We start from the raw sequence: 25348 nt of genomic DNA on the forward strand, positions 1-25348 counted from the left end.
TGCTTTTTTCTTCATGATGAGCACGACGCTACGCGGCCGGTACGACAATCGCGACGCCCCACGTCCGCCTGTGGATATCCACACTACCCGAACCTGTGTTCGATGTGATGTACGAAACGCGTGCTCGCGCGGGGTCAGCTCTTGAACACGGGGACGTCGAAGGCCTCGCACACGGCGCGCCACACCTCCTTGGCCCCTACTCCGTCGGCGAGCGCCTGCTGGACCGTGCGGGACCCGAGCCCCTCCAGGACGTGGTCCTGGGCCAGGCTTTGCGCGTAGGGCTCGCCGAACTGCTCGTGCATGTTGTTCCAGAAAACCGTGAGTCTCATCGGGCCCAGTATCGGTGATCAGCGCGTCCGCCTCGGTCCTTCCGGATTTCTGTCACCACCCCCGGGCACACTGGCGGCATGAGCCGTGCGCCACATCCCCTCGAACGCTTCGGACCGGCCACCCGCACCTGGTTCGAACAGGCCTTTCCCGCCGGCCCCACCCCCGCGCAGACCGGGGCCTGGGAGTCGGTCTCGCGGGGGAGGAACACGCTGGTGGTGGCCCCGACCGGCTCGGGAAAAACCCTGTCGGCCTTCCTGTGGTCGCTGGACCGGCTGATCTCGGCGCCGGTTCCCGAGGACCGGGCCCGCCGCTGCCGGGTGCTGTACGTGTCCCCGCTCAAGGCCCTCGCGGTGGACGTGGAGCGCAACCTGCGCGTCCCCCTGGCCGGGATCGCGGCCGCCGCCGAGGCGACGGGGCAGGACCCGCCCTCGGTCACCGTGGGGGTACGTACCGGCGACACCCCGGCCGACCAGCGGCGCAGGCTCGCCAGCCGCCCGCCGGACGTGCTCATCACCACACCCGAGTCGCTGTTCCTGATCCTGACCTCACGCGCCCGGGAGGGACTGGCCGGCGTGGAGACGGTGATCGTCGACGAGGTGCACGCACTCGCGGGCACCAAGCGCGGCGCGCACCTGGCGCTGAGCCTGGAGCGGCTGGACGCCCTGCTGGACCGCCCGGCGCAGCGGATCGGGCTGTCGGCGACCGTGCGTCCGCCAAAGGTGGTGGCCGAGTTCCTCGGCGGCGCCGACATCGTCTCGCCGCCCGACTCCCCCGGCATGGACCTGCGCGTGGTGGTGCCCGTCCCCGACATGGACGAACCCGATGCGCCGGGGACGTTGGAGGGGCACGGGACCGCGCCCGGCGGCGCCCGGGGCGGCGGGTCCCTGTGGCCCCACGTGGAGCTGCGGGTCCTGGACCTGGTCGAATCCCACCGGTCCACCATCGTCTTCACCAACGGCCGCCGTACCGCCGAGCGGCTGTGCGCCCGCCTCAACGACCTGTACGCCGAGCGGCACGGCCTGGAACTGCCGCCGGAGGAGGTACCCGCACGGGCCATCGCCCAGTCCGGGCAGAGCCGTGGCGGCGATCCGGTCGTCGCACGCGCCCACCACGGCTCGATGTCCAAGGGCGAGCGTGCGCTGATCGAGGACGACCTCAAGGCGGGTCGGCTGCGCTGTGTGGTGGCCACCTCCAGCCTGGAGCTGGGTGTGGACATGGGCGCGGTCGACCTGGTGGTCCAGGTGGCCTCTCCCCCGTCGGTGGCCAGCGGCCTCCAGCGGATCGGCCGGGCCGGACACCAGGTCGGCGGGACCTCGCGCGGGGTGTTCCTCCCCCAGTTCCGGGGCGACCTGCTGGCGACGGCCGTGGTGGTCGCGCGGATGCGCGCGGGCGGTATCGAGCGCCTGGAGATGTCGCGCGCCCCTCTGGACGTGCTGTCCCAGCAGATCGTGGCGATGGCCGCCGTGGACGACTGGCCGGTGGCTGAGCTGGCCGCTCTGGTGCGGCGGGCCGCGCCCTTCTCCGACCTGACCGGCCCGGTACTGGAGTCGGTCCTGGACATGCTCTCGGGCCGCTACCCGTCGGACGAGTTCGCCGAGCTGCGCCCGCGCCTGGTGTGGGACCGGGAGACCGACGTGGTGAGGGGACGTCCGGGTGCGCAGCGGCTGGCCGTGGTCAGCGGCGGCACCATTCCGGACCGGGGCATGTACGGGGTACACCTGGTCTCCGGGGACGCGGCCTCCGCGCGGGGGCGGGCGCCCACCCGGGTCGGCGAGCTGGACGAGGAGATGGTCTACGAGTCACGGGTGGGTGACGTGTTCGTGCTGGGGTCCACCTCGTGGCGTATCGAGGAGATCGCCGCCGACCGGGTGCTGGTATCGCCCGCGCCGGGGCGGCCGGGCCGGATGCCGTTCTGGAAGGCCGACGCGCAGGGCCGACCGGCCGAGCTGGGCCGTGCGGTGGGCACGCTGACCAGGGAACTCGCCGAAGCGGCCCCTGAGGAGGCGCTGGCCCTGGCCGAGGGGGTCGGGTTGGACCGGTGGGCGGCGCGGAACCTGGCGGCGTACGTGGCCGACCAGCGCGAGGCCACCGGCCAGGTGCCCGACGACCGGACCGTGGTCATCGAGCGCTTCCGTGACCAGGTCGGTGACTGGCGAGCGGTGGTGCACTCCCCGATGGGGGCTCGTGTACACGCTCCCTGGGCGCTGGCGATCGCGAACCGGGTACGGGCGCGGTTCGGGACGGACGCACAGGTCGTACACGGCGACGACGGGATCGTGCTGCGGCTGCCCGACACCGAGCAGGGCGGGCTCGACCGCGCGGGTGGGCTGGCCGACCTGGTGGCGCTGGACCCCGAGGGGGTGGAGGAGACCGTTACCGACGAGCTGCCCGGGTCGGCGCTGTTCGCCGCCCGCTTCCGCGAGTGCGCGGCACGGGCCCTGCTGCTGCCCCGGCAGCGCCCGGACCGGCGCATGCCGCTGTGGCAGCAGCGGCTGCGGGCCTCGCACCTCCTGTCGGTGGCGGGCCGGTACGGGTCGTTCCCGATCGTACTGGAGACGGTGCGCGAGTGCCTGCGCGACGTGTTCGACGTGCCCGCGTTGGTGGAGGTGCTCGCGGCCATCCGGGCCCGCCGCACGCGCGTGGTCGAGGTACGCACGGAACGGGCGTCGCCGTTCGCCCAGTCGCTGCTGATGGAGTACACGGCTGCGTTCCTGTACGAGGGAGACGCCCCGGCGGCCGAACTGCGGGCGCAGGCGCTGACCTTGGACCCGTCGCTGCTGGCGGACCTGTTGGGACAGGCGGACCTGCGTGAGCTGCTCGACCCGGAGGTGGTGGAACACGTCGGCGCGCGGCTACAGCGCACGGCCGCCGAAACGGGGGCCGGTGACGCGGAGGGCACGGCGGACCTGCTGCGCGAGATCGGCCCGCTGACCACGGCCGAGGCCGCCGAACGCGGTGTACGGCTGGAGTGGCTGGAGGGGTTGGCGGCCGCGGGCCGGACGGTGCGGATGGCCGTGGCGGGCGCCGAGCGGTGGTGCGCGGTGGAGGACGTGGCCCGGCTGCGCGACGCTCTCGGCGCCGAGCCGCCCGCCGGTGTGCCCGGGGCCTTCCTGGAACCGGTGGAGGCACCGACGCTCGACCTGGTGTCACGGTACGCGCGCACGCACGGACCGTTCACCTCCGGGGAGGCGGCCTGGCGGCTGGGACTCGGGCGCGACGTGGTGGAGGGCGTGCTGCGGGAGCTGTCCCGTCAGGGACGGGTGTCCAGCGGCGGGTTCCGGCCGGGCGGAACGGGCACCGAGTGGTGCGACACCGAGGTGCTGCGCCGGCTGCGGCGCGGCTCCCTCGCGCGTCTGCGCCGGGAGGTGGAGCCGGTCGGACCAGCCGCGCTGGCCCGGTTCACGCCGCTGTGGCAGCGCGCCGTGCCGGGTGAGCGCCTGCGCGGGCCTGACGCGGTGTTCGAGGCGGTGGAGTCGCTGCGCGGGGCGCCGTTGGCGGCGTCGGCGCTGGAGTCGCTGTTGCTGCCCGCCCGGGTGGAGGGCTACGCGCCCAACCGGCTGGACGAGCTGACCCAGGCGGGCGAGGTGGTGTGGGCCGGTGCGGGCGCGCTGCCCGGCCAGGACGGGTGGGTGTGCCTGGTCCCGACCGACGAGGCGCCCCTCCTGCTGCCCGAGCCGGTGCTGCCCGAGGAGGGCACGCTGTCCCACACGGTGCTGGGAGTGTTGCGGGAGGACGGTGCGCTGTTCTTCCGCGACGTCGCCGACCGCGCGGCGAGGGTCCCGGGCGGTTCCGCGGTCTCCGACCAGGACCTGGTCGCCGCGCTGTGGGAGCTGGTGTGGTCGGGCTGCGTCACCAACGACACCCCGGCCCCGCTGCGGGCTCTGCTGGGCTCGGGGACCGCTCCCCGCCGCGCACGGCGGTCGTCGCGTGCGCCGGGGCGCCGACCGGTGCTGCCGACCAGGTCGGGGCCGCCCACGGCCGCCGGACGGTGGTGGGCCCTGCCCGATCGCGAGAGCGATCCCACAAGGCTCGCCCTGGCCCGTCTGGAGGCCCGGTTGGAACGCCGGGGCGTTCTGGTGCGCGGCCACCAGGGCGGGCGGATCTCGCCCGAGGAGTACCGGGTGCTGCGAACGCTGGAGGAGTCGGGCCGGGTGCGCCGGGGCTACTTCGTGGAGGGTCTGGGCGGCGCGCAGTTCGCCCTGCCGGGCGCGGTGGACCGCCTGCGGGCGCTGTCCGAGGACGGAGCCGACGGCGCCCCGGTGGTGCTGGCGGCGACCGATCCGGCGAATCCGTTCGGCACGGACCTGCCCTGGCCGCGAGGGGGCGAGGAGTCGGGACAGCAGGCCCGGCCGGGCCGGACGGTGGGCTCCCTGGTGGTGGTCGACGACGGCCGGTTGACCCTGTACGCGGGCCGGGGCGGTCGTTCGGTGCTGACCTTCGGCTCGCCGCACGCCCTGCTGGAGCGGGCGGCCCGTGCCCTGGCCGAGGCGGTGCGGGACGGGCGCGTGGAGTCGCTGACGGTGGAGCGCGCGGACGGGGCGGAGGTGTTCGGCGGTCCCGTGGACGCCGCCCTGGTGGCGGCCGGTTTCCATGTGACCCCCAGGGGGCTCCGTCTGAGGCCCTGAACCAAAACGGCTGGACGCTGTGGCCGGAACAGGCCAGGATGTCGCCTGTCCGGAAGGGTCTGAGGGGGAGCATGTGAAGCACATGGGGATCCGGCCGATGCGGCCGGAGGACGCGTCCCGCCTGGTGGAGGTGTCACTGGCGGCGGACACGGTGTTCGCCGGGGCCGGCGTGGCCCTGCCTCCCGACGATCCCCGGGAGACGCTCGCACACGTGGAGCGGGTCCTGGTGGCCGATGACCCGGTGACGGGCGCCCCCGTGGTCGGCCTGGCCGCGACCGTGACCGTGGACGGCCACCCGCACCTGGAGCAGCTCGCCGTGCACCCCGACCACGGAAGGCGCGGGATCGGCGGTGCCCTGCTGGAGGCGGTGTGCGCCGAGGCGGCGACCGCCGGTCACACCCGCCTCACCCTCACCACCTTCAGCGACCTGCCGTGGAACGGCCCCTGGTACGCGCGGCGGGGCTTCGCCGTCCTGCCCCGGCCGAGGTGGGGCACCGGCTTGGCGGGGGTGTGGGAGGCCGAGGAGCGGGCGGGCATCCGGGTGCTGCCGCGTGTGGTGATGGTGCGGGACCTGGCCCCGCCGGCCTGAGACCGACCGGGACGGCCCGACCGGTGGATGCCCCGGAGGGACACCGTCGTCGCCGAGGAGGGCTTGGGATACCACCTCCGGTTCGGCGTCCCCGGGTCCTGGCGGCACGGGTACGAGGAGGCCCTGGAGGAGGTGTCCGGCTCCTTCGGACGGTGCGCTGGGCACCCGGTCCGTTCGGGGCCGCCACCGCGCCCCGGCCGGATGGCGAGGGGCCGGGGCACAGGGTGCCACGAGATGCTGGGAGGGCTCCCACCGCCCGGGCACCGCGCGCGTCACACAGTGGAGGAGAACACGTCCTCCCTGGCGCGTTCGAGCGCGTACAGGAGCGCGCCGCGCACGACCGGGCTGCCCTCTATCCCGCCCAGGGCGACCTCGGTGGTGTTGGGGGCGATGCGTGCGGTGGCCGCCTGGACCCGCTCCGCGAGCTTGGTCCCGCCCGCCCGGGCGACGTCACCGCCGAGCACCACCAGGCCGGGGTCGAGGATGACCGTGACGGCGGCGACCCCCCGGGCCAGGCGTTCGGCGAAGGCGTCCATGAAGGCGTCGCCCTGCGGCGTGCACGCGGCGGAGGCGGCTGTGACGACCTCCGTGACGTCGGTGCCCTCGATGCCGTACCCGGCGGCGAGCTCCACCACCTGCCCGGCCTTGACCAGCGCCTGGAATCCGTGGGGCAGCTCGCGGCTGGTGCCGTCGCGCAGGGACTCGTAGCCGCCGGACAGACCCACGTCGGTGGGCATGGGGGCGCCGGGCACCGGCAGGTAGCCGATCTCGCCCGCACCGCCGGAGCGGCCCCGGTGGATACGGCCGTCGATCATGGTGGACATACCGACGCCGCCGCCGGCGCTGAGCCAGATGAGGACGAACTCGGCCACACCGGAGGCGGCGCCTTCGGAGTGCTCGGCCAAGGCGGCCAGGTTCACGTCGTTCTCGATCATGACCGAGCGCTTGAGGTCGGCGCGCAGGGCCTCCAGGATGCCCTCGTGCCAGGACATCAGGTCGAAGGAGAAGCGGATGTCGCCGGTGCGGGGGTCGACGACGCCCGGGGTGCCGATGACACAGGCGCGGACCTTGTCCAGGGGGACCCCCGCGGTGTCGGCTAGGCGCATCACCGCGGTGTGCACGAGCGCGACGGGGTCGTCGGAGTCGCGGGGGTCGACGGCGACGTCGCTGATGATCCTCCCGGTGATGTCGGCGATCGTCGCGGTCACCCGCTGCGCGCTGACGTCCAGGGCGGCCACGTAGGCGCTCTCGGGCACCACCGCGTACAGGGCCGCGTTGGGCCCCCGCCCCCCCGCCTGGCTGCCCACCACGCGCACCAACTCCCGCTTCTCCAGCCGCGCCAGCAGCTGGGACGCGGTCACCTTGGACAAGCCGGTCCTCGTTCCCAGCTGTGTCCTGGTCAAAGGTCCCGCGGACAGCAGTAGTTCCAGCGCCGCGCGATCGTTGAGCTGGCGCAGCAGCCGGGGAGTCCCCGGACGTTGAGACATAACCGTGACACCTCACCCTGTTTTTATTAGGAAAGTTTCCTGTTAATTTAGCTCACAACCTCACAGGAGGTCACGTCCTGGCAGGCCCGCTTTCGGGCCCCTCCGGTACCCGCGCCGGCGGGGCGGCCAACGTGCTATCCCAGCACAACCCCCACGAAGACGTCGAGTCGCCTGGTGGTCTCCCGATCATCCCAGGTCGATTCGAGCACAGGCGTCGAACCCCAGCGCGCCGTGCGAAGGGAGAAGAGGCACACATGAGACTTCCCAAGATCGCCGCGGCCACGACCGTGGTCCTGCTCGCCGCAGCATGCGGTGGCGGCTCCGAATCCGGCAACGGCGGTGAGGCCGACAGCCTGACCGTCTGGGTCATGGGCACCTCCCAGGATCCCCTCGTCGAGTACTTCGAGGACACCGAGGCCCGCTTCCAGGAGGAGAACCCGGGTGTCTCGGTCGAGGTCGAGTTCATCCCGTGGTCCGACGCGCAGGAGTCCATCACCAACGCCCTCGCCGGCGGTGACGCCCCCGACGTCCTGGAGGTCGGCAACGACCAGGTAGCGAACTGGGCCTCGCAGGGCGCCCTGCTGGACATCACCGAGCAGGTCGGCGACTGGGACACCGCCGCGGGCATCGACGAGAACGCCCTGGAGTCCGGCACCTACGAGGGCGTCCAGTACGGCGTCCCGTGGTTCTCCGGCGTGCGCACCCTGTACTACCGCGCGGACTGGCTGAGCGACCTCGGCCACGAGCCGCCGGAGACCTGGGACGAACTGGTCGAGGTCGCCGAGGACATCGAGGCCGAGCACGACGTCCCCGGCTTCGCCGCGCCGACCGACTTCACCAACGGCATCGCCAGCTTCGTCTGGAGCAACGGCGGCGAGATCGCGGTGCAGAACGGCGACGAGTGGGAGGGCAAGCTCACCGACCCCGCCACCGTCGAGGCCCTCGAGTTCTACGCGAGCCTGTCCACCGACGGCATCTCGCCCCAGGACTACGTCGGTGAGAACGAGCTCATCGCCCTGGCGGACATCGCCAACAGCGAGCTGGGCATGTACATCGACGGCGGCTGGGCGGTCGGCTCCATGGAGGAGCAGGCCGCGGACCCGTCGGTCGTCGAGAACATCGCCGCCGCGCCGATCCCCGGCGCCGACGGCATCGCCCCGGCCCTCGCGGGCGGCTCCGCCCTGGCGGTGTTCACCACCACCGAGCACCCGGACCTGGCCTTCGACCTGCTGACCTACCTCGGCGACGAGGAGGGCGGCAAGGGCTACGCCGACGTCGCGGGCTTCTTCCCGGCCTACCCGCACCTGCTGGAGAGCGACGAGTACCAGGAGGACCCCGACCGCGCCGCCGCCGCCACGCAGATGCAGAACATCCGGTTCTTCCCGACCACCCCGCGCTGGACCGCGGCCGACCAGGACAGCAAGATCCTGCCGGGCGCAGTCCTGGAGATCGTGCGGGGCGGTGACCCCGAGGAGGTCCTGGAAGCGGCCAACGAGGAGCTCACCTCGATCCTCAACGAGCCGGTCGAGTAGCCGGAACCGACTCACTGTGCAGAGCCGTGCGCGGGCGGGGCCCGTTACCCCGGCCCCGCCCGCCACGCCCGGCCCACGCCTCGATTGAGAAGACCATGGCACGAACCGTCGAACCAGAGACCGAACGCGGGCCCGAGAAACCCGCCGGGGCCCCCGCGGCCGAACCCGCGGCGCCACACCGCCGCAAGCTTCCCACCCCGTACCTGCTCATAGCCCCGGCCCTGATCCTGCTCGCGATCGTGCTGCTGTGGCCGATCGTGCAGATGGTGTGGTACTCGCTCACCAGCTTCACCACCCGCAACCTCCTACCGAACCAGCCCAGGCCGGCATGGAACGGCTTCGCCCACTACAAGCAGCTGCTGACCGACCCCGAGTTCTGGACGATCCTGAGCAACACGGTCGCGGTCTGCGCGCTGATGGTCGGCATCACGATGGTGCTGGGCACCCTCGTGGGGCTGCTGCTGCACAGGCTCCCCGGATGGTTCTCGGGGCTCGTGGCCCTCGGCATGATGCTCGCCTGGGCCACTCCGGCGCTGAGCGCCTCACTGGTCTTCCGCTGGCTGTTCCTGCCCGAGCGGGGACTGGTCAACGTGATGCTGGACCGGCTGCCGGACTGGCTGGTGGGCAGCGGATGGCTGGAGTACAACTGGTTCCTCGAACCGGTCTCGCTGTTCTCGGTCCTGATCACGGTGATCGTCTGGCAGTCCTTCCCCTTCATCTCCGTCTCCGTCCTCGCCGGGCTCAAGAGCATCCCGCACGAGTTGTACGAAGCCGCAAGGATGGACGGGGCCAGCGCCTGGAAGGCCTTCTGGAACGTCACGTTCCCGATGCTGCGTCCGCTGTTCGCCCTGCTCCTGGTCCTACAGATCATCTGGGACCTGCGGGTGTTCACCCAGCTGTACATCCTGGCCAACAGCTTCCAGAACAAGGACGTCTACCTGCTCTCGTACTACATCTACCAGCAGGGCTTCAGCGCCAGCCCGGCCAACTACGGCATGGGTTCGGCGATCGCGGTGGTCATGACCGTGATGATCCTCGCCGTCACCGCGTACTACCTGCGCATCATGATCCGCCAGGGGGAGACCCGATGACCGCGATCGACAACACCACCGGCCCCGCCGCCCGCGAGCGCACCGGAAGCGCCGGGAAGGAGGGCGGCGGCCGGCGCGGGCGCGTCCACCGCCGCGGCCTGCCGCGCCGCCTGCGCTCGGCACCGCTGTACCTGGCCGGCATCGCGGTGTTCCTGTTCTCCGTCTTCCCGGTGTACTGGATGGTCGTCACGGCCTTCAAACCTGTGGGCGAGATCTTCACCCGCGACCAGTCCGTCTTCCCGAACGCACCGACGCTGGCGCACTTCGACCGGGTCCTCAACGGGCAGCTGATCCCGGGCGTGAACTTCTGGCAGTTCTTCGCCAACAGCCTGTTCGTCACCGTCGCCGCCGTGGCCATGGGGGCGTTCCTGTCGCTGCTGGCCGCCGTGGCCGTGGCCCGGTTCCGCTTCCGGCTGCGCACCACCTTCATCATCCTGCTGATGGTGATTCAGATGGTGCCGATGGAAGCGATGATCATCTCGATCTTCATCAACTTCCGCCAGCTGTCCGAAATCAGCGGAGCGCAGCTGCTCGGCAACCTGTCCGGCCTGCTCATCGTGTACACGGCCGTGTCCCTGCCGATCACCATCATGATGCTGCGGGGCTTCGTCGCCGCCGTGCCCAAGGAGCTGGAGGAGGCCGCCGCGATCGACGGCGCCAGCCCCTGGACCGTCTTCTGGCGCATCCTGATGCCGCTGGTCGCGCCGGGCCTGGTGGCGGCGAGCATCTTCGCCTTCATCACCGCCTGGAACGAGTTCATCGTCGCTCTGACGTTCCTGGGCCGCAGCACGGACAACTACACGCTGCCACTGACCCTGTCCTACTACTTCGGCCGCTTCGGCACCGAGTGGGGGCCGATCATGGCAGCCTCCACGCTGCTGACCATCCCTGTGATGATCTTCTTCCTGTTCGTCCAGCGGCGCATGGTCTCCGGCCTGACCATGGGCGCGGTCAAGGGCTGACCGCCCCTTCCGGGCCGGGTCCCCCGACGGACACCGCGGGACCCGCCCCGGGCACGCACGCCCCCGCCCCCGCTCCCACGCCACCCGTCTGCCCCACCCCCGGGCACCCCTTCGCCCACCGAACGGAGTCCGTCATGCCGTACGACCCGACCCTGGCACGCCTGGCCAACGCCACGCTGCTGGTGCCCTTCGAGTCCTACCACCCCCCGCGCTGGGTCCTGGATGGTCTGGCGGACGGCATCTCCGGTGTCTGCCTGTTCCACAACAACCTCGACGGCCCCGAGCAGGTGGCCGCGCTGAACGCCTCCCTGGCCGAGGCCACCGACACGCCGCTGGTCTCCCTGGACGAGGAGGGCGGCGACGTCACCCGCATCGGCCAGGCACAGGGCAGCGACTACCCGGGCAACGCCGCGCTGGGCTCGGTGGACGACCCCGACCTGACCCGCGCCACCCTGCGTTCCCTGGGCGGCCGTCTGGCCGAGCTGGGCTTCAACCTGGACCTGGCCCCGTCGGTGGACGTCAACGTCGCCGACGACAACCCGGTGATCGGCACCCGCTCCTTCGGCGCCGACGCCGAACTGGTGGCCCGCCACGCGGCCGCGTCCGTGCTGGGCCTACAGGAGGCGGGCGTGGCCGCGTGCGCCAAGCACTTCCCCGGCCACGGCGCCACCTCCCAGGACTCCCACCACGTGCTGCCGCGGGTGGAGGCCGACGCCGAACTGCTGCGGCGCCGCGAACTGCTGCCGTTCCGGGCGGCGGTGGAGGCGGGGGTCCGGTCGATCCTGACCGCGCACATCGAGATGCCCGGGCTGGGCGGGGAAGGTCCGGCCACGCTCGCCCCGCACATCCTCAACGACCTGCTCCGCAGCGAACTGGGCTTCACCGGCACCGTGGTCAGCGACGCCATGGACATGCAGGGCGTCAGCGGCCGGATCGGCATCCCCGAGGCCAGCGTGCGCGCGGTGGCCGCCGGGGTGGACCTGCTGTGCCTGGGCAGGTACGTCTACGCCGACCAGGTCGAGCTGGTCCGTGCCGCCCTGGTGGAGGCGGTCCGCGAGGGCCGTCTGTCCGGGGAGCGCCTGGAGGAGGCGGCCGCGCGCAACGCCGAGCTGCGCACCTGGATCCGGGGGGCGGCCGCCCGGCGGGCGTCCGCCCCCGAGGACGACTGCGTGGGCCTGACCGGCGCCCGCCGCGCGGTACTCGTGGACGGCGACCTGCCACCGCTGAGGGACCCGTACGTGGTGGAGGTGGACGCGCCCTCCGGCATGGCCGTGGGCGAGGTCCCGTGGGGCCTGGGCCCCTGGTTCCCCGACGTCGAGCGGGTCTCCCCCGAGGAGGCGCACGCCGACCGGCTGGCGGCCGACGCCCGGGGCCGCGACCTGGTCGTGGTGGTGCGGGACGCGCACCGCTACCCCGGCGCCCAGGCGCTCGTGAACCGTCTGCTCAGCGCCCGCCCCGAGGCCGTGGTGGTGGAGATGGGCCTGCCCATCTGGCGCCCCCGGTGCCGGGCCCACGTGAGCACCTACGGTGCCGCACACGTGAACGGCCTGAGCGCGGCCGAGCTACTGGGCGGTGCGGTGGGCGCCCGCTCCCCCGGCGGGAGCTGACCTTCTCCCGGGCCCGGCCGGGAGCGGCGCTCCGTCCCGTATCCTCTCCTGGGACCGGCCCGGGCCCCGCGTACCTTCTGGCCGACACGGGACGCACTGGGACGGGGCCGCACCGGGACGGGAACGTCACCGATGTCCCCGAAACCCGGTAGGAGAAGTATCCTTGCCCTGAAGCACCCCGGCCGTCGGCACACTGCTGGCGCCCGGTGCCCCATTCGCCCTTCTAACCACGGCATAATCACAGCATGCGCCTTTCAGCCCGGGTCGACTACGCGCTACGCGCAGCGGCGGAGCTCGCCGTCGCCAACGAAGGACCGGTGACGGCCGAGCAGCTCGCACGCGCGCAGGCCATCCCCGGAAAATTCCTCGAGAACATCCTCACGCAGCTACGCCGTGCCGGCCTGGTGCGTAGCCAGCGCGGTCCCGTCGGCGGCTACTGGCTCGCCCGCCCGGCGGTGGAGATCTCCCTGGCCGACATCATCCGCGCAGTGGACGGGCCACTCGCCAACGTGCGCGGGGAGCGCCCCGAACACGTTGACTACGACGGTGCGGCCCGCAGCCTGCAACAGGTGTGGATCGCCCTGCGCGCCAGCGAGCGCGTCATCCTGGAGGGCGTCAACCTCCAGCACCTGGTGACCAACGAGCTGCCCGAGACGGTGCAGACCCTGGCCGAGGACCCCGAGGCATGGGTCAACCACACCCACCGCTGACCGCCCTCGCGAACTGGGCGGGAGGAAGTCCTGACGCCGGAACGCCCCGTTCAGCCACGGCTTCGCCGTGCGGGGGCTCTTCCCTGACACACGTAAGGAGCCGACCTCCCGGTCGGCTCCTTCGTATGGTCACAGCTGGACGGACAGATCCGAGGCGGGGTCAGACCCCCACCATGTCGGCAACTTGGGGAACGCGATCCGGTACCGGGTCGATGCCGAGGTCCTGGGCGGCGACGGGGTCGGTCGTGACCGAGTCGCCCAGCAGCGCAGCCTCCTGGAGCTCAGCGAGAGCGAGCTGGTCGGAGACCTCTCTCAATACCTGGGAGAGCGGAACGCCGAGCGCCCCGCAAATCGAGGAAAGCAGTTCGGAAGAGGCTTCCTTCTGTCCGCGCTCGACCTCCGACAGGTAGCCGAGGGATACACGTGCACCGGCCGACACCTCACGGAGGGTGCGGCCCTGGCGCTGCCTGAGCCGCCTGAGCACGTCACCAAGTAGGTGACGAAGCAGGACCATCATTCGCGCTCCCTCCCACCGGTAGCGACCTTCATATACAACACCGTACCTGCCCCACGCCCGATTCGGGCACCTCTTGCAGTCCTGTTCGCTGGAGGGGGAACCGCGTCCGGGGGTGGTTTTGTTCCCTCGAAAAAGGAGAGGGGAACCAACCGAAGAGTTCAGGTCCGGGTGTTTGCCTTCGTATCCCCGCGAACGACCGAGTCCAGGAGCGACAGTGCCCCCTCAACCGTTCGGTATCGGATACCCGCACGGTCCCCGGTGAAACGGAACTGACGGACACGGGTGTGCTCACCGGGCGTGGCGACGGCCACGTACACGGTACCGACGGTCCGCCCGTCCTGGGGCTCGGGCCCGGCCACGCCGGTCGCCGCGACGCCGTAGTCCGCCCCCATCAGCCGGCGGGCACCGAGCGCCATACGCTCCGCCACCCCGGGATGGACGGCGCCGTGCTCGGCCAGGAGGTCCTCAGGGACGCCCAGCACGCTGGTCTTGGTGTCGGTGGCGTAGGAGACCACACCGCCCCGGTAGGAGCCGGAGGCGCCGGGGACCGAGGTCAGGTGGGCGCCGATCAGACCGCCGGTCAGCGACTCGGCGGTGGCACAGGTGGCACCGCTGCCGAGCAGCGCCCTGTGGGCGGCACCGGCCGCGGTGAGCGCCTCGGCCCGAAGCTCCGGGTCCTCCGGGCCCAGGTGGTCCCGGCCCCCCTCCTGCCTCACTCCGTGTGGTCCTCGCGGGCACGGACCGCGCGGACGGCGTCCAACACGTAGGTCAGACCGGTCCACAGCGTGACCGCGAGCGCCGCACCCATCACCACGTGGGCGCACCAGGTGAGGACCTCGCTGAGGGGGAGCACCTGTAGGGGGAACAGGTAGATGCTGATCGCGACGATCTGCAGAACCGTCTTGAGCTTGCCACCCTGGCTGGCGGGCATGACCACGTAGCGCAGGACCGCGAAGCGCAGCGCCGTGATGCCCCATTCGCGAACCAGGATGGCGATGGTGACCCACCACCACAGGTCGCCCTGGAAGGAGAGCACCACCAGCGCGGCGCCGGTGAGCGCCTTGTCGGCGATGGGATCGACGATCTTGCCGAAGTCGGTGACCAGGTTGCGGCGGCGGGCGATCTCCCCGTCGACGCGATCGGTGATGGCCGCCAGCACGAAGACCGAGAAGGCGGCGAACCGCCACCAGGAACCGTCCAGGAACATGAACCACACGAAGAGCGGCACCATGAGCAGGCGGCTCATCGTGAGGATGTTCGCGATGTTCCACAGCGGGACATGGGGGGCGGGCGTGGCCCCGGGGTCGTGGGCGCTCATCTGTCTGCGGCTCCCGACTGGGTCTCGTCCTGCTCCGCGAGGAGGTCCCAGCCACCAGCGGACAGGCGCCCGACCAGCTCTTCGGAGTCGACCTCGTTACGCGCACACCCCAGGGTGACGAGTGAGACAGTACGGCGCGATGACATGGCTTCCAAGCGTGTGGGAGAGCTTCGAGTGGTGCGGGGGGCCGGACCGGAACGGTCGGACCGCGCTCGGGGCACGGCGTCGCATAGCGCCGCCCGCAGCCCCCAACACTACCCTGAGCGGCTCCCCGCCCGTACTCCGGCCCGGGTCTCCCCTGGCAGCATGCGGTGTTGTCACTGGACCAGGCCGTCCGCGCCGATGGTGACCTCCTTGACCTCCCCGGGTAGTCCGAGGGGTTCGAGCTCCTCACCGTTGACGGTGACGCTGACCGCCCCGGCGTCCCCGATCCACAGGTCGAGGTTCTCCTCGGTCACGTAGTCCTGCTTCTCACCCTCCAGCAGGAAGCCGACGTACAGATCCTCGCCTTCGGCCTCGGTGATCTCGATCCAGCTGCGCGTGGAAGCGGCGAGTTCGACGGTGAACTCGGCCGGCTCCGGCGGAACCGCGTTGGCGTCCCCGTCCGTGCCGCCGGGACGCACGGAGGAGTCCACGGTCCCCTCGTTGGCGGATGAGTCGAAGGCGGCCCGCAGCGGGTTGCCCGCGTCCCAGTCCTGCCACGTACGGACGCCGATGAGGACGGACAGGACGACGAGGGCGCAGACGACGGCCCAGGGCCAGTGGCGCCGGACCGCCTCACCTCCCTGGTAGCGGGCACCGGCGGCGAAGGGGCGCGACGCGGACCTGCCGTCGCGGGCCCTACCGCCTCCGGCGTGCCTGCCGCCCCTGGGTACGCCGTTCACCGGCCCGCCGTACACGGGCACTCCGTTCATCGGTCCACCGTGAGCGGGCTCCCCGTGGGCGGGCACGCCGCTCACCGGCCCGCCATACTCAGGCTCCTCCTGCGCGGGCACGCCGCTCACCGGCCCGCCATACTCAGGCTCCTCCTGCGCGGGCACGCCACTCACCGGCCCGCCATGTGCGGCGCCGCCCTCGAAGGCCCGGTGCCCGCCGCGACGCCCCTCCCCGGCGTCGCGGGGCCCGGGGGCCCGCGCGGGCCAGGCACTCCGGGGTCCCTCCCTCTCGGGCGGGTGCCCCAGTATCTGCCCGCGTTCGAAGTGGCCCCAGCGCTGGGCGCCGACACCGGAGTCGTCGTCTCCGAAGCGGTGCGTCGAGGACGGGGCCTGCCCCTTCTCCTTGGCGGCCGCCGCAGCGCGTGTCGCGGCTGCCGCCCGGATTCCCTCGGGCGTGGCCGCCGGATGGCGCTGCGGGGGCACGAAGGCGGGTATGGCGCCTGTCGCGTGCTCGCGGTCGTACTCGGCCAGAAGCGATGCCGGGTCCAGGCCGAGCGCGCGGCAGATGCCGCGGATATGACCGCGTGCGTAGAAGTCCCCTCCGCAGGGGACGAAGTCCTCCTGCTCGATGCCCATGAGAACAGGTTCCCGAATACGTGTACGGGCGCTGAGATCCGCGACCGTGTACCCCGCCGCGACTCGGGCGGCGGACAGGGTTTGCCCGATCGTCGCCATGCGCACTCCCCCCGCTACTGTGCGTGTGTGCCGAGATCTACTCTGCCCGCTCAAAGGGTGTTTGTGCAGGCCACCACGCCCCATGAAGCCACCAAGATCACACCAAATCGGGCAGGCGTGTTTTTAGGGGATGCGAGTGGAGGTTCGGGAAAGTCCGTGACACGGGGCCCGAATGGCTACTCCTGACGCAACCGGAACCCACCTGCGGCTCCGGGCGTGTCAGGAGCCGCGGATGTCCTCCAGGACGGCGGGCAGATCGTCGGGGGCGACAAGCACGTCGCGGGCTTTGGAGCCCTCGCTGGGGCCGACCACGTCGCGGCTCTCCATGAGGTCCATCAAGCGGCCCGCCTTGGCGAAGCCGACGCGCAGCTTGCGCTGGAGCATGGACGTGGACCCGAACTGGGTGGTGACCACCAGCTCGACGGCTTGCAGGAGTACATCGAGGTCGTCGCCGATGTCCTCGTCGATCTCCTTCTTCTTGACCGCGGGGGCCGCCACGTCCTCGCGGTAGCTGGGCTCGGACTGCTTCTTGCAGTGGTCGACGATCGACCGGATCTCCTTCTCCCCCACCCAGGCGTTCTGGAGGCGGATGGACTTGCCAGCGCCCATCGGCAGGAAGAGGGCGTCGCCCTTGCCGACCAGCTTCTCGGCCCCGGGCTGGTCGAGGATGACGCGGCTGTCGGACAGGCTGGAGGTGGCGAAGGCCAGACGGGAGGGCACGTTGGCCTTGATCAGGCCGGTGACGACGTCGACGCTGGGCCGCTGGGTGGCCAGTACCAGGTGGATCCCGGCGGCGCGGGCCAGCTGGGTGATGCGCACGACGGCGTCCTCCACGTCGCGGGGCGCGACCATCATCAGGTCGGCCAGCTCGTCCACGATCACCAGCAGGTAGGGGTAGGGCTCGTACTGGCGTTCGCTGCCGGGCGGGGCGGTCAGCTCACCGGTGCGCACCGCGGCGTTGAAGTCGTCCACGTGCCGGTATCCGGAGGAGGCCAGGTCGTCGTAGCGGCGGTCCATCTCCCCCACCACCCACTGCAAGGCCTCCGCGGCCCGCTTGGGGTTGGTGATGATGGGGGTGATCAGGTGCGGGATGCCCTCGTACATGGTCAGCTCGACCCGCTTGGGGTCGACCAGGATCATCCGCACCTCGTCGGGGGTGGCGCGCATCATCAGCGAGCTGATCAACCCGTTGATGCAGGTGGACTTACCGGCGCCGGTGGCACCGGCGACCAACACGTGCGGCATCTTGGCCAGGTTCGCGACCACGTTGGCTCCCTCGACGTCCTTGCCCAGGCCCACCAGCATGGGATGGTCGTCCGAGGTCGCCGCCGAGGACTGCAACACGTCGCCCAGGCTCACGATGTCCTTGTCGGTGTTGGGGATCTCCACACCGATCGCGGACTTGCCGGGGATGGGCGACTGGATGCGCACGTCGACACTCTTGACGGCCAGGGAGATGTTCTTGGCCAGGGCGGTGACCTTCTCGACCTTGACCGCCGGGCCCAACTCGATCTCGTAGCGGGTCACCGTCGGCCCCCGGGTGAAACCGGTGACATCGGCATCGATGTTGAACTGGGTCAGCACCCCGGACAGGGCCGCCACGACCTCGTCGTTGGCTTTGGTGCGCGGCTTGACCGGGCTGCCGGGCTTGAGCATGGTCGGTGCGGGCAGCTCGTAGTCGCCCTCCACCACGCGGGAGGGGATGGTCATCTGCTCGGTGGTGGCGGGCGCCGGTGTGGGGTCGGGAACCTCCGCACGCTTTCCGCGCGCCGCCTTCCTCCCGGCCCCGGCCTCCTCGGCCGTCCCCGTCTCCTCGGTCCCGGCCGACAGCGCGGGCTTCTTCTCCTCTCCGGTGAGCGCGGCCGCGGGCTTGTCGGGCAGCACCGGGCTGTCGTAGGGGCGCTCGTGGTCGCCCGCCACGCTCCCGGCCCCGCCGGCCTTCTTCCGGGGCTTGCGCCCCTGCGGCTTGGCGGTCTTCCTCTCCGCGTCGGCGCCCAGGACGCCGAGCCCCGAGTCGGGGCCGGTGTCGCGCTCCATGAGCACGGTGAACAGGGTCTGTAGGCGCTCGGGGATACGGCGGATGGGGGTGGCGGTGACCACCAGGACGCCGAAGACCAGTACCAGGAACAGCAGCATCCCGGTCAGCCAGGAGGTGACGACGGCGCTGAGCGGCCCGGAGGCGACGAAGCCGATGAGCCCGCCCGCCTCCTGGAGCGCCTCCAGGCCGTCGGAGGGCTGCGGAATGCCGTGGGCGATGTGGATCAGGCCGAGCAGGCCCAGCATGATCGCGGTGAAGCCGATGAACAGCCGTCCGGCGTCGCCCTCCTTGCTGTTGCCGGGGGTACGCATCAGCTTGACCGCGATCGGCAGGAACAGCAGCGGCAGGATCGGGGAGAACGTGCCGAATCCGCCGACCACGACCATGCGGGTGTACTCCAGCAGCAGCCCGTCGCTGCGCCACCACACCGCGGCGGCGATGAGCACCCCCGCCGCGAGGAGGACCAGCCCGGCTCCGTCCCGGCGCAGGTCGGGGTCCAGGCCCCGGGCGCTGCGGCCGACCGCGCGGGCGGCGCCGCCGACGGTGTGCGCGACCAGCTTCCACATCACCAGCAGGAACTGGCCGAACATGGTGACGGCGAAGGCGATCGGCCCGTCGGGCATACGCTTCCTGGCCGCGGGCTTGCGCGCGGCGGGCTTCTTACGTCCGGAACCGCCGGAGGAGGCGCGCGTGGCCATCGGGGGTCACCTCCAGGAGGACGGGGTCGCTCGGGCGGTCGGGCAGAACGGCCCGCCACGGCGGGAAGCCTACTGGGACGTCCACCCCGCCCGCCCCCACCGGGGCGGCGTGTCGCCCGACCCGCACGGCGACGGGCCCCTGGGAACGCGAACGGCCCGGGGCGCGGAGCGCGCCTCGGGCCGTTCGACGTGTCGCCTTCCCGGTCAGACCTCGACCAGGACGGGAATGATCATGGGACGGCGCCGGTACGTGTCGTTGACCCAGCGGCCCGTGTTGCGGCGGATGAGCTGCCGCAGCTGGTGGGGGTCGCTGACCCCGTCCCGCGCCGCCTTGTCCAGGGCGGCCTGGATCCTGTCGATGGCGTCGTCGTAGGCGTCGGCCCCTATGCCGGCGCCCCGGGTGTGGATCTCGGGTTCGCCCAGGATCTTGCCCGTGGTGGAGTCCACCGCCACGACGACGGAGATGAAGCCCTCCTCGCCGAGGATGCGGCGGTCCTTGAGCGCGGCGTCGGTGACGTCGCCGACCGAGGAGCCGTCCACGTAGACGTAACCGGCCTGCACCGCGCCGGAGATCTTGGCACGGTTCTTGTGCACGTCGACGACCACGCCGTCCTCGGCGATCACGATGCGGCCGCTGGGCACACCCGTGAGTTTGGCCAGGTCGGCGTGGGCGCGCATGTGCCGCCACTCGCCGTGTACCGGCATGAAGTTGCGCGGACGCACCATGTTGAGCACGTACAGCAGCTCACCCGCGGGCGCGTGCCCGGACACGTGCACCAGGGCGTTGCCCTTGTGGACGACGTTGGCGCCCCAGCGGGTCAGCCCGTTGATCACCCGGTTGACCGAGTTCTCGTTGCCCGGGATCAGGGAGGAGGCGAGCAGGACGGTGTCGCCCTCCTCGATCCGGATCTGGTGGTCCCGGTTGGCCATCCGGCTGAGCGCGGCCATCGGCTCGCCCTGCGAGCCCGTGCACACCAGGAGGACCTCGTCCGGGCGCAGCTGGTCGAGCTGCTTGACGTCGACGATGGTGTCGCCGGGGATGCTCAGGTAGCCCAGGTCGCGCGCGATGTTCATGTTGCGGACCATGGAGCGGCCCACGAACGCGATCTTGCGCCCGTGCTGGACGGCGGCGTCGATGACCTGCTGGACGCGGTGCACGTGCGAGGCGAAACAGGCCACCACGATGCGCTTCTCGGACTGCCGGAACACCTTGTCGATGGCCTCGGTCAGGTTGCGCTCGTTGACGATGAAGCCGGGCTGCTCCGCGTTGGTGGAGTCCGACAGCAGCAGGTCGACGCCCTCGTCGCCGAACCGGGAGAACCCTGCCAGGTCGGTCAGGCGGCCGTCCAGCGGCAACTGGTCCATCTTGAAGTCACCGGTGTGCAGCACCGTCCCAGCCGGGGTGCGGATGCCCACGGCGAGCGCGTCCGGGATGGAGTGGTTGACGGCGAAGAACTCCAGGTCGAAGGGACCGAAGTCGTGTCGCTCGCCCTCCTCCACTAGGAACGTCTCCGGCTTGATGCGGTGCTCGCCCAGCTTGGCGCTGATCAGCGCCAGGGTGAGCTTGGAGCCGACGAGCGGGATGTCGGGCCGCTCGCGCAGCAGGAACGGCACACCGCCGATGTGGTCCTCGTGCCCGTGGGTGAGCACGATCGCCTCGATGTCGTCGAGCCTGCCCCGGACGTAGTCGAAGTCCGGCAGGATCAGGTCGACGCCGGGCTGCTCCTCCTCGGGGAAGAGCACACCGCAGTCCACGATGAGCAGACGACCGCCGTACTCGAAGACCGTCATGTTGCGGCCGATCTCGCCGAGACCGCCCAGGGGGACGACCCGCAGGGCGTCCTTGCCCAGGGGCGGAGGCGGGCTCAGCTCGGGGTGGGGATGGCTCATACCGATCCTTCCGTGAGGCGCTCGATGCGCACAGCGCTGGCCGGGACGGCCTGGTGCGGGGCCAGACCGATCGGGCCCTTGACACCCGCGGCCGCCAGGTCCTCGCGCAGGAGGGCCTGGAGCTCGGACGAGGCGTCCGCGAGCGGTGTGCGGACCGGGCCTGAGGGCAGTCCGAACAGGTTGAGGACGGCCTTGGTGGTGATGACGCCCTGGGTGCGGAACATCCCGGTGTAGACCGGAGTGAGGCGGCGGTGGATGGCCAGGGCCTGTCCGACCTCGCCGTTCTCGAAGGCGTCGATCATGTCGCGCAGATCGGAGCCGACGATGTGGCCGACGACGCTGACGAACCCGGCGGCGCCCACGGACAGCAGCGGCAGGTTGAGGATGTCGGTGCCGCAGTAGAAGGCCAGGTCGGTGCGCTCCATGACCCAGGAGCTGGCACCGAGGTTGTCCTTGGCGTCCTTGTTGGCCACGATGCGCGGGTGCTCAGCCAGGCGGACCAGGGTCTCGGAGGCGATCGGCGTCCCGGTTCGGTGCGGGATGTCGTAGAGCATGACCGGCAGCTCGGTGGCGTCGGCGATCGACGTGAAGTGCCGGATGAGGCCTTCCTGTGGCGGCTTGTTGTAGTACGGGGTGACCGCCAGCAGGCCGTGCGCCCCCGCCTTCTCGGCCGCCTTGGCCAGCCTGATGCTGTGGCGGGTGTCGTTGGTGCCGACACCGGCGACGACCGTGGCGCGGTCGCCGACGGCCTCCACCACGGATCTGACCAGGCGGTCCTTCTCATCGTCGCTGGTCGTGGGCGACTCACCGGTGGTGCCGTTGATGACGAGGCCGTCGTTGTGCTGTTCGTCGACGAGGTAGGCGGCCAGTCTGGCCGCGCCCTCGAAGTCCAGTTCCCCGTCCTCGAGCATTGGGGTGACCATCGCGGTCAACATCTTGCCGAACGGGCGGTTCTTCGTGTCCACCATCGTGTGTGAAAGGCGTGCGGACCGCCGCCCGCGGGCGGTGGGGTCCGTGGTAGCCCCTCCTCCTCTCGGTGTGAGTCGGCAGCGGTGGATGTTCCGTGCGCGGTGCACGGGGTTGGGCGGCGCTGCGTGTCCGCCACCGCGACCGGCGAATGCGCGACGGTCGCGGGGAAGATCTGTGGTGCCCCTGGGGGCGCGGGACCGGGTCCCGTCCGGCCACCGTCCTCGTAGGTCGAGGTTGATGGCCTTGAAATGTGAAACTACCCGTCCCGGGCCCGTACCATCCGGCCGGGCCCGGGGTCCGCACGCAGGTCAGGGCGGACGGGATGGTGTGGAACAGCTAGTCTTCCCCGCCGTCGGGCAGGAACATGCTCAGCAGCCAGCTCACGATGGTGACGACGATCGCACCCCAGAAAGCGGGCCAGAACCCCTCGATGTGGAAGGGCAGGTCGAACAACCCGGCGATCCAGTCCGTGAGCAGGAGCAGGAGCGCGTTCACCACCAGGCCGATAAGGCCCAGGGTCAGAGCATAGAACAGGCACCCGACCGCCTTGACGATCGGTTTGATGACCGCGTTGACGACGCCGAAGATCGCGCCGACGGCGAGGTAGACCAGGATCTGGCCGACCGTGTCCTGCGCCGTGACATCGATCCCGTCGATCAGGAAGACAGCCGCCCAAAGGGCGAGCGCGTTCACGATAACTCTGATAATGAGGCTCACAACGTAGATGTTCGCATGCCATGGCAAGGTCCGGAAACTCCGGCGTAGGTGACCTTGCCTTCAGGCGTGTCGTCCGCCCCCTAAGGAGATCCCACTGTGTCCAGTGCCCAGTTCGTCCGTCCCGCCCGCGCCACCGACGTGGACACCGTCGTCGACGTCCAGGTGGCCTCCTGGCAGGCGGTGTACGGTGCGCTGCTGCCCGAGGAGGTAGCCGGGGCGCTGGGCGGCGAGGAGGCCCGTGAGCAGTTCCGTGAACAGTGGACCACGGCCTTGCAGTCTCCGCCGACCTCCAGACACAGGCTGGTGGTCTCCACCGACGAGGTCGACGGCGTGCGGACGGTGACAGGGTTCGCCGCGTTCGGTCCGGCCGGGGACCCGGACCTGTGGCCCGCCACCGACGCGGAGGTGTTCGCCCTGCACGTGGACCCCGCGCGAACGCGCCAGGGGCACGGCAGCCGCCTGGTGAACGCGTGCGTGGAACACCTGGTGGACGACGGTTTCGGCACCGTGCACGTGTGGGTGCCCGAGGACGACAACGCGCTGCGCGCGTTCCTCGAGGCCGCCGGGTGGCGGCCGGACGGAGCCCGCCGCGAGATCGACATGGGAAAGCTCCTTCCGATGGTGCGTCTGCACGCGGCGATCTCCGCCTGAGCCGTCCTCTCCTCGCCCGGCGGATACCGCGGACGCGGATTGGGGTCAGGCCTGGGCAGGGACTACTGTGAGGTGGTTGTTTCGGCGCGCACCGGGTGGGACGTGCCGTCGTCGAGCGGAGGGGGCCGGCGCGTGGCCACGGTCAGTGAATGGGTCTCGGGGCTGCGCCCCCGTACGCTTCCGAACTCCGTCGTGCCAGTGGCGGTCGGTACGGCCCTGGCCTTCGCCCTGGACGGGTTCGTTTGGTGGAAGGCGCTGCTGGCCCTGGTGGTGTCCATGGCGCTACAGATCGGCGTGAACTTCGCCAACGACTACAGCGACGGCGTGAAGGGCACCGACACCGAGGAGCGGACGGGCCCGGTCCGTCTGACCGCGACCGGCCTGGCCGCGCCGAAACAGGTGCTGGCGGCGGCCCTGGGCAGTTTCGCGTTCGCCGGTGTGGTCGGCCTGGTCCTGGTGGCGGCCTCGTCGTGGTGGCTGCTGCTGGTGGGCGCCCTGGCGATCGCGGCGGCCTGGTACTACACCGGCGGCCGTACCCCGTACGGCTACCGGGGCCTGGGCGAGGTCTCGGTGTTCGTGTTCTTCGGCGTGGTGGCCGTGGTGGGCACGGTGTTCGTGCAGCTGGGCTCCGCACCGTGGCAGGCGTGGGTGGCGTCGGTACCGGTGGGGCTGCTGTCCTGCTCGGTACTGGTGATCAACAACCTGCGCGACATCCCGACCGACCGCGAGACCGGCAAGATCACCCTGGCCGTGCGGTTGGGGGAGACGGGCACCCGCCGCCTGTACGCGGCCGCGGTCACGGTCGCCTACGCGGCGGCGCTGACACTGACCCCGCTGTCCTGGTGGACGCCCCTGGTGCTGCTGTCGGTACCTCTGGCGGTGCCGCCGCTGCGGCGTGTGCTGGGCGGCCAGTCCGGCCGTGACCTGGTGCTGGGCCTGGGAGAGACCGGGAAGCTACAGATGGCCTTCGGCACGTTGTTCTCGGTCGCGCTGCTGCTGGGATAGCAGGAGCCGGCAGTGCTTTCTTCGGGGCGCCGCTCCGCTTCGCCCGCCCGTCGCCCCCAACGGTGATCCTGCGGCGCGGCCCCATCGTTGTTCGGGCCTCAAGGGGCGTGCGGTTGGCCGGACGGTGGCCTTCCGCTTCGTTCTGGCGCAGTAGGATGCCGCTCACCCCGACAGGCGCGTACGACACGGCAGGAAGAGATGGCACCGTGCCCAACGAGGACACCTCCCCCGATCCCCTCGAACAAGCTCCGGACCCGCAGGCGTGGGCGGAGCGATCGGCCCGGCAGGCCGCCGCGTTCGACGCGATCGGTGAACGCTACGACGAGGCCTTCCCCAGAAAGGAGGGCCAGGAGGACCGGGTACGGCGGCTGCTGGACCTCCTGCCGCCCGGCGCGCACGTACTCGACCTGGGGTCGGGTACGGGCGTGCCCACCACCAGACAGCTGGTGGCCGCAGGTGCACGGGTCACCGGTTACGAGATCTCCGAGCGGATGATCGAGATCGCCCGTCAGAACGTGCCGGAGGCGACGTTCGTCCGGGCCGACATCCTCGATCTGGAACCGATAGAGGCCTCCTACGACGCCATCGTGGCGTTCTTCTCCCTGCTGTGCCTGCCCAAGGCGCGTATCCCCGAGGCACTGAGCCGTATCCGCGCCTCCCTGGCACCGGGCGGACTGCTGTGCCTGTCCATGGTGGAGGCCGACCTGGACGACGCGGCGATCCCGTTCCTGGGCTCGGACATCCGGGTGTCGGGCTACCCGCGCGAGGAACTGCGCCGGGTGGTGGAGGGCGCCGGACTGATCGTGGAGGACGAGAAGATCGTCTCCTACGAGCCCGAGGGCGCCCGGCCCGAGGTCCAGGTGTTCCTCACCTGCCGCCGCGGCGCTTAGGGCGCTGACGGCCGACGACAGGCGCGCGGGGCCGCGTCCCTGTTCCGGGACGCGGCCCCGTTCGCACGCGCGGCCGTCGGGGCCCGCGCGGTGAGCGCCCGGACAACGATGG

At 71.3% G+C, this 25348-nt stretch carries 20 protein-coding genes; 10 read left to right on the plus strand and 10 right to left on the minus strand.

The features are described 5' to 3' along the window. Positions 1 to 134: 134 nt before the first annotated feature. Entirely contained in the window at positions 135 to 329 is a 195-nt protein-coding gene (locus tag AC0T5L_RS06655) for a DUF3046 domain-containing protein (RefSeq protein ID WP_476164495.1), read from the minus strand. 78 nt (positions 330 to 407) lie between these two features. Between AC0T5L_RS06655 and AC0T5L_RS06660 the strand changes: the two genes are divergently transcribed. After that, the gene (locus AC0T5L_RS06660) at positions 408 to 4955 is read left to right on the plus strand and encodes an ATP-dependent helicase (RefSeq protein ID WP_476164496.1); all 4548 of its coding nucleotides are present in this window, start codon (positions 408 to 410) and stop codon (positions 4953 to 4955) included. A 97-nt stretch (positions 4956 to 5052) separates the two neighbouring features. Beyond that, positions 5053 to 5544, plus strand: coding sequence for a GNAT family N-acetyltransferase (locus AC0T5L_RS06665; RefSeq protein ID WP_476164673.1), 492 nt, complete (start codon positions 5053 to 5055; stop codon positions 5542 to 5544). Positions 5545 to 5816: 272 nt separating this feature from the next. Here AC0T5L_RS06665 and AC0T5L_RS06670 read toward each other — a convergent pair whose 3' ends face one another. Continuing rightward, entirely contained in the window at positions 5817 to 7031 is a 1215-nt protein-coding gene (locus tag AC0T5L_RS06670; RefSeq protein WP_476164497.1) for an ROK family transcriptional regulator, read from the minus strand. A gap of 254 nt (positions 7032 to 7285) precedes the next feature. On the opposite strand from AC0T5L_RS06670, the gene AC0T5L_RS06675 reads away from it, so the two are divergent. From AC0T5L_RS06675 to AC0T5L_RS06695, 5 genes are all read left to right on the plus strand, one after another. Beyond that, positions 7286 to 8563, plus strand: coding sequence for an extracellular solute-binding protein (locus AC0T5L_RS06675; RefSeq protein WP_476164498.1), 1278 nt, complete (start codon positions 7286 to 7288; stop codon positions 8561 to 8563). A gap of 95 nt (positions 8564 to 8658) precedes the next feature. After that, entirely contained in the window at positions 8659 to 9654 is a 996-nt protein-coding gene (locus AC0T5L_RS06680; RefSeq protein WP_476164499.1) for a carbohydrate ABC transporter permease, read from the plus strand. Beyond that, positions 9651 to 10616: a carbohydrate ABC transporter permease gene (locus AC0T5L_RS06685; RefSeq protein WP_476164500.1), complete on the plus strand. Its 966-nt coding sequence runs from the start codon at positions 9651 to 9653 to the stop codon at positions 10614 to 10616. Before AC0T5L_RS06680 ends, AC0T5L_RS06685 begins: the two co-directional genes overlap by 4 nt. Before the next feature lie 134 nt (positions 10617 to 10750). After that, the gene (locus tag AC0T5L_RS06690) at positions 10751 to 12223 is read left to right on the plus strand and encodes a glycoside hydrolase family 3 protein (protein ID WP_476164501.1); all 1473 of its coding nucleotides are present in this window, start codon (positions 10751 to 10753) and stop codon (positions 12221 to 12223) included. A 245-nt stretch (positions 12224 to 12468) separates the two neighbouring features. Then, entirely contained in the window at positions 12469 to 12933 is a 465-nt protein-coding gene (locus AC0T5L_RS06695; protein ID WP_476164502.1) for an RrF2 family transcriptional regulator, read from the plus strand. A 160-nt stretch (positions 12934 to 13093) separates the two neighbouring features. Here the strand turns inward: AC0T5L_RS06695 and AC0T5L_RS06700 are convergent, their stop codons facing one another. From AC0T5L_RS06700 to AC0T5L_RS06735, 8 genes are all read right to left on the minus strand, one after another. Next, positions 13094 to 13450, minus strand: a complete 357-nt coding sequence (locus AC0T5L_RS06700; RefSeq protein WP_476164503.1) for a helix-turn-helix domain-containing protein — start codon at positions 13448 to 13450, stop codon at positions 13094 to 13096. Between the two features lie 158 nt (positions 13451 to 13608). Further along, on the minus strand, positions 13609 to 14166 hold the full coding sequence (locus AC0T5L_RS06705; RefSeq protein ID WP_476164504.1) for a CinA family protein: 558 nt from the start codon (positions 14164 to 14166) through the stop codon (positions 13609 to 13611). Next, positions 14163 to 14768, minus strand: a complete 606-nt coding sequence (pgsA, locus tag AC0T5L_RS06710) for a CDP-diacylglycerol--glycerol-3-phosphate 3-phosphatidyltransferase (RefSeq protein ID WP_476164505.1) — start codon at positions 14766 to 14768, stop codon at positions 14163 to 14165. The genes AC0T5L_RS06705 and pgsA overlap by 4 nt, the downstream gene beginning before the upstream one ends. Positions 14769 to 15085: 317 nt before the next feature. Beyond that, the gene (locus AC0T5L_RS06715; RefSeq protein WP_476164506.1) at positions 15086 to 16378 is read right to left on the minus strand and encodes a helix-turn-helix domain-containing protein; all 1293 of its coding nucleotides are present in this window, start codon (positions 16376 to 16378) and stop codon (positions 15086 to 15088) included. A gap of 219 nt (positions 16379 to 16597) precedes the next feature. Beyond that, positions 16598 to 19114, minus strand: a complete 2517-nt coding sequence (locus AC0T5L_RS06720) for a DNA translocase FtsK (RefSeq protein WP_476164507.1) — start codon at positions 19112 to 19114, stop codon at positions 16598 to 16600. A 204-nt stretch (positions 19115 to 19318) separates the two neighbouring features. After that, entirely contained in the window at positions 19319 to 21004 is a 1686-nt protein-coding gene (locus tag AC0T5L_RS06725) for a ribonuclease J (protein ID WP_476164508.1), read from the minus strand. Continuing rightward, positions 21001 to 21972 carry a 4-hydroxy-tetrahydrodipicolinate synthase gene (gene dapA / locus AC0T5L_RS06730; RefSeq protein ID WP_476164509.1) on the minus strand — a complete coding sequence of 324 codons (972 nt, stop codon included), beginning with the start codon at positions 21970 to 21972 and terminating at the stop codon, positions 21001 to 21003. Before dapA ends, AC0T5L_RS06725 begins: the two co-directional genes overlap by 4 nt. 337 nt (positions 21973 to 22309) lie before the next feature. Beyond that, positions 22310 to 22690, minus strand: a complete 381-nt coding sequence (locus tag AC0T5L_RS06735) for a phage holin family protein (protein WP_476164510.1) — start codon at positions 22688 to 22690, stop codon at positions 22310 to 22312. 96 nt (positions 22691 to 22786) lie between these two features. Between AC0T5L_RS06735 and AC0T5L_RS06740 the strand changes: the two genes are divergently transcribed. From AC0T5L_RS06740 to AC0T5L_RS06750, 3 genes are all read left to right on the plus strand, one after another. After that, positions 22787 to 23341 carry a GNAT family N-acetyltransferase gene (locus AC0T5L_RS06740; RefSeq protein ID WP_476164511.1) on the plus strand — a complete coding sequence of 185 codons (555 nt, stop codon included), beginning with the start codon at positions 22787 to 22789 and terminating at the stop codon, positions 23339 to 23341. A 132-nt stretch (positions 23342 to 23473) separates the two neighbouring features. After that, complete coding sequence (locus tag AC0T5L_RS06745) at positions 23474 to 24346, plus strand: 1,4-dihydroxy-2-naphthoate polyprenyltransferase (RefSeq protein ID WP_476164512.1); 873 nt, start codon at positions 23474 to 23476, stop codon at positions 24344 to 24346. A 206-nt stretch (positions 24347 to 24552) separates the two neighbouring features. Further along, positions 24553 to 25236, plus strand: coding sequence for a class I SAM-dependent DNA methyltransferase (locus tag AC0T5L_RS06750; RefSeq protein WP_476164513.1), 684 nt, complete (start codon positions 24553 to 24555; stop codon positions 25234 to 25236). Positions 25237 to 25348 lie beyond the last annotated feature (112 nt).

This window comes from Nocardiopsis sp. TRM 82005 (assembly GCF_056312425.1).

Coding starts and splice junctions, on each gene's coding strand:
- pgsA (WP_476164505.1), bottom strand. CDS start 14,768: ATGAGCGCCCACGACCCCGGGGCCACGCCCGCCCCCCATGTCCCGCTG.
- AC0T5L_RS06690 (WP_476164501.1), top strand. CDS start 10,751: ATGCCGTACGACCCGACCCTGGCACGCCTGGCCAACGCCACGCTGCTG.
- AC0T5L_RS06685 (WP_476164500.1), top strand. CDS start 9,651: ATGACCGCGATCGACAACACCACCGGCCCCGCCGCCCGCGAGCGCACC.
- AC0T5L_RS06670 (WP_476164497.1), bottom strand. CDS start 7,031: ATGTCTCAACGTCCGGGGACTCCCCGGCTGCTGCGCCAGCTCAACGAT.
- AC0T5L_RS06655 (WP_476164495.1), bottom strand. CDS start 329: ATGAGACTCACGGTTTTCTGGAACAACATGCACGAGCAGTTCGGCGAG.
- AC0T5L_RS06660 (WP_476164496.1), top strand. CDS start 408: ATGAGCCGTGCGCCACATCCCCTCGAACGCTTCGGACCGGCCACCCGC.
- AC0T5L_RS06695 (WP_476164502.1), top strand. CDS start 12,469: ATGCGCCTTTCAGCCCGGGTCGACTACGCGCTACGCGCAGCGGCGGAG.
- dapA (WP_476164509.1), bottom strand. CDS start 21,972: ATGGTGGACACGAAGAACCGCCCGTTCGGCAAGATGTTGACCGCGATG.
- AC0T5L_RS06680 (WP_476164499.1), top strand. CDS start 8,659: ATGGCACGAACCGTCGAACCAGAGACCGAACGCGGGCCCGAGAAACCC.
- AC0T5L_RS06700 (WP_476164503.1), bottom strand. CDS start 13,450: ATGATGGTCCTGCTTCGTCACCTACTTGGTGACGTGCTCAGGCGGCTC.
- AC0T5L_RS06665 (WP_476164673.1), top strand. CDS start 5,053: ATGCGGCCGGAGGACGCGTCCCGCCTGGTGGAGGTGTCACTGGCGGCG.
- AC0T5L_RS06675 (WP_476164498.1), top strand. CDS start 7,286: ATGAGACTTCCCAAGATCGCCGCGGCCACGACCGTGGTCCTGCTCGCC.
- AC0T5L_RS06720 (WP_476164507.1), bottom strand. CDS start 19,114: ATGGCCACGCGCGCCTCCTCCGGCGGTTCCGGACGTAAGAAGCCCGCC.
- AC0T5L_RS06725 (WP_476164508.1), bottom strand. CDS start 21,004: ATGAGCCATCCCCACCCCGAGCTGAGCCCGCCTCCGCCCCTGGGCAAG.
- AC0T5L_RS06715 (WP_476164506.1), bottom strand. CDS start 16,378: ATGGCGACGATCGGGCAAACCCTGTCCGCCGCCCGAGTCGCGGCGGGG.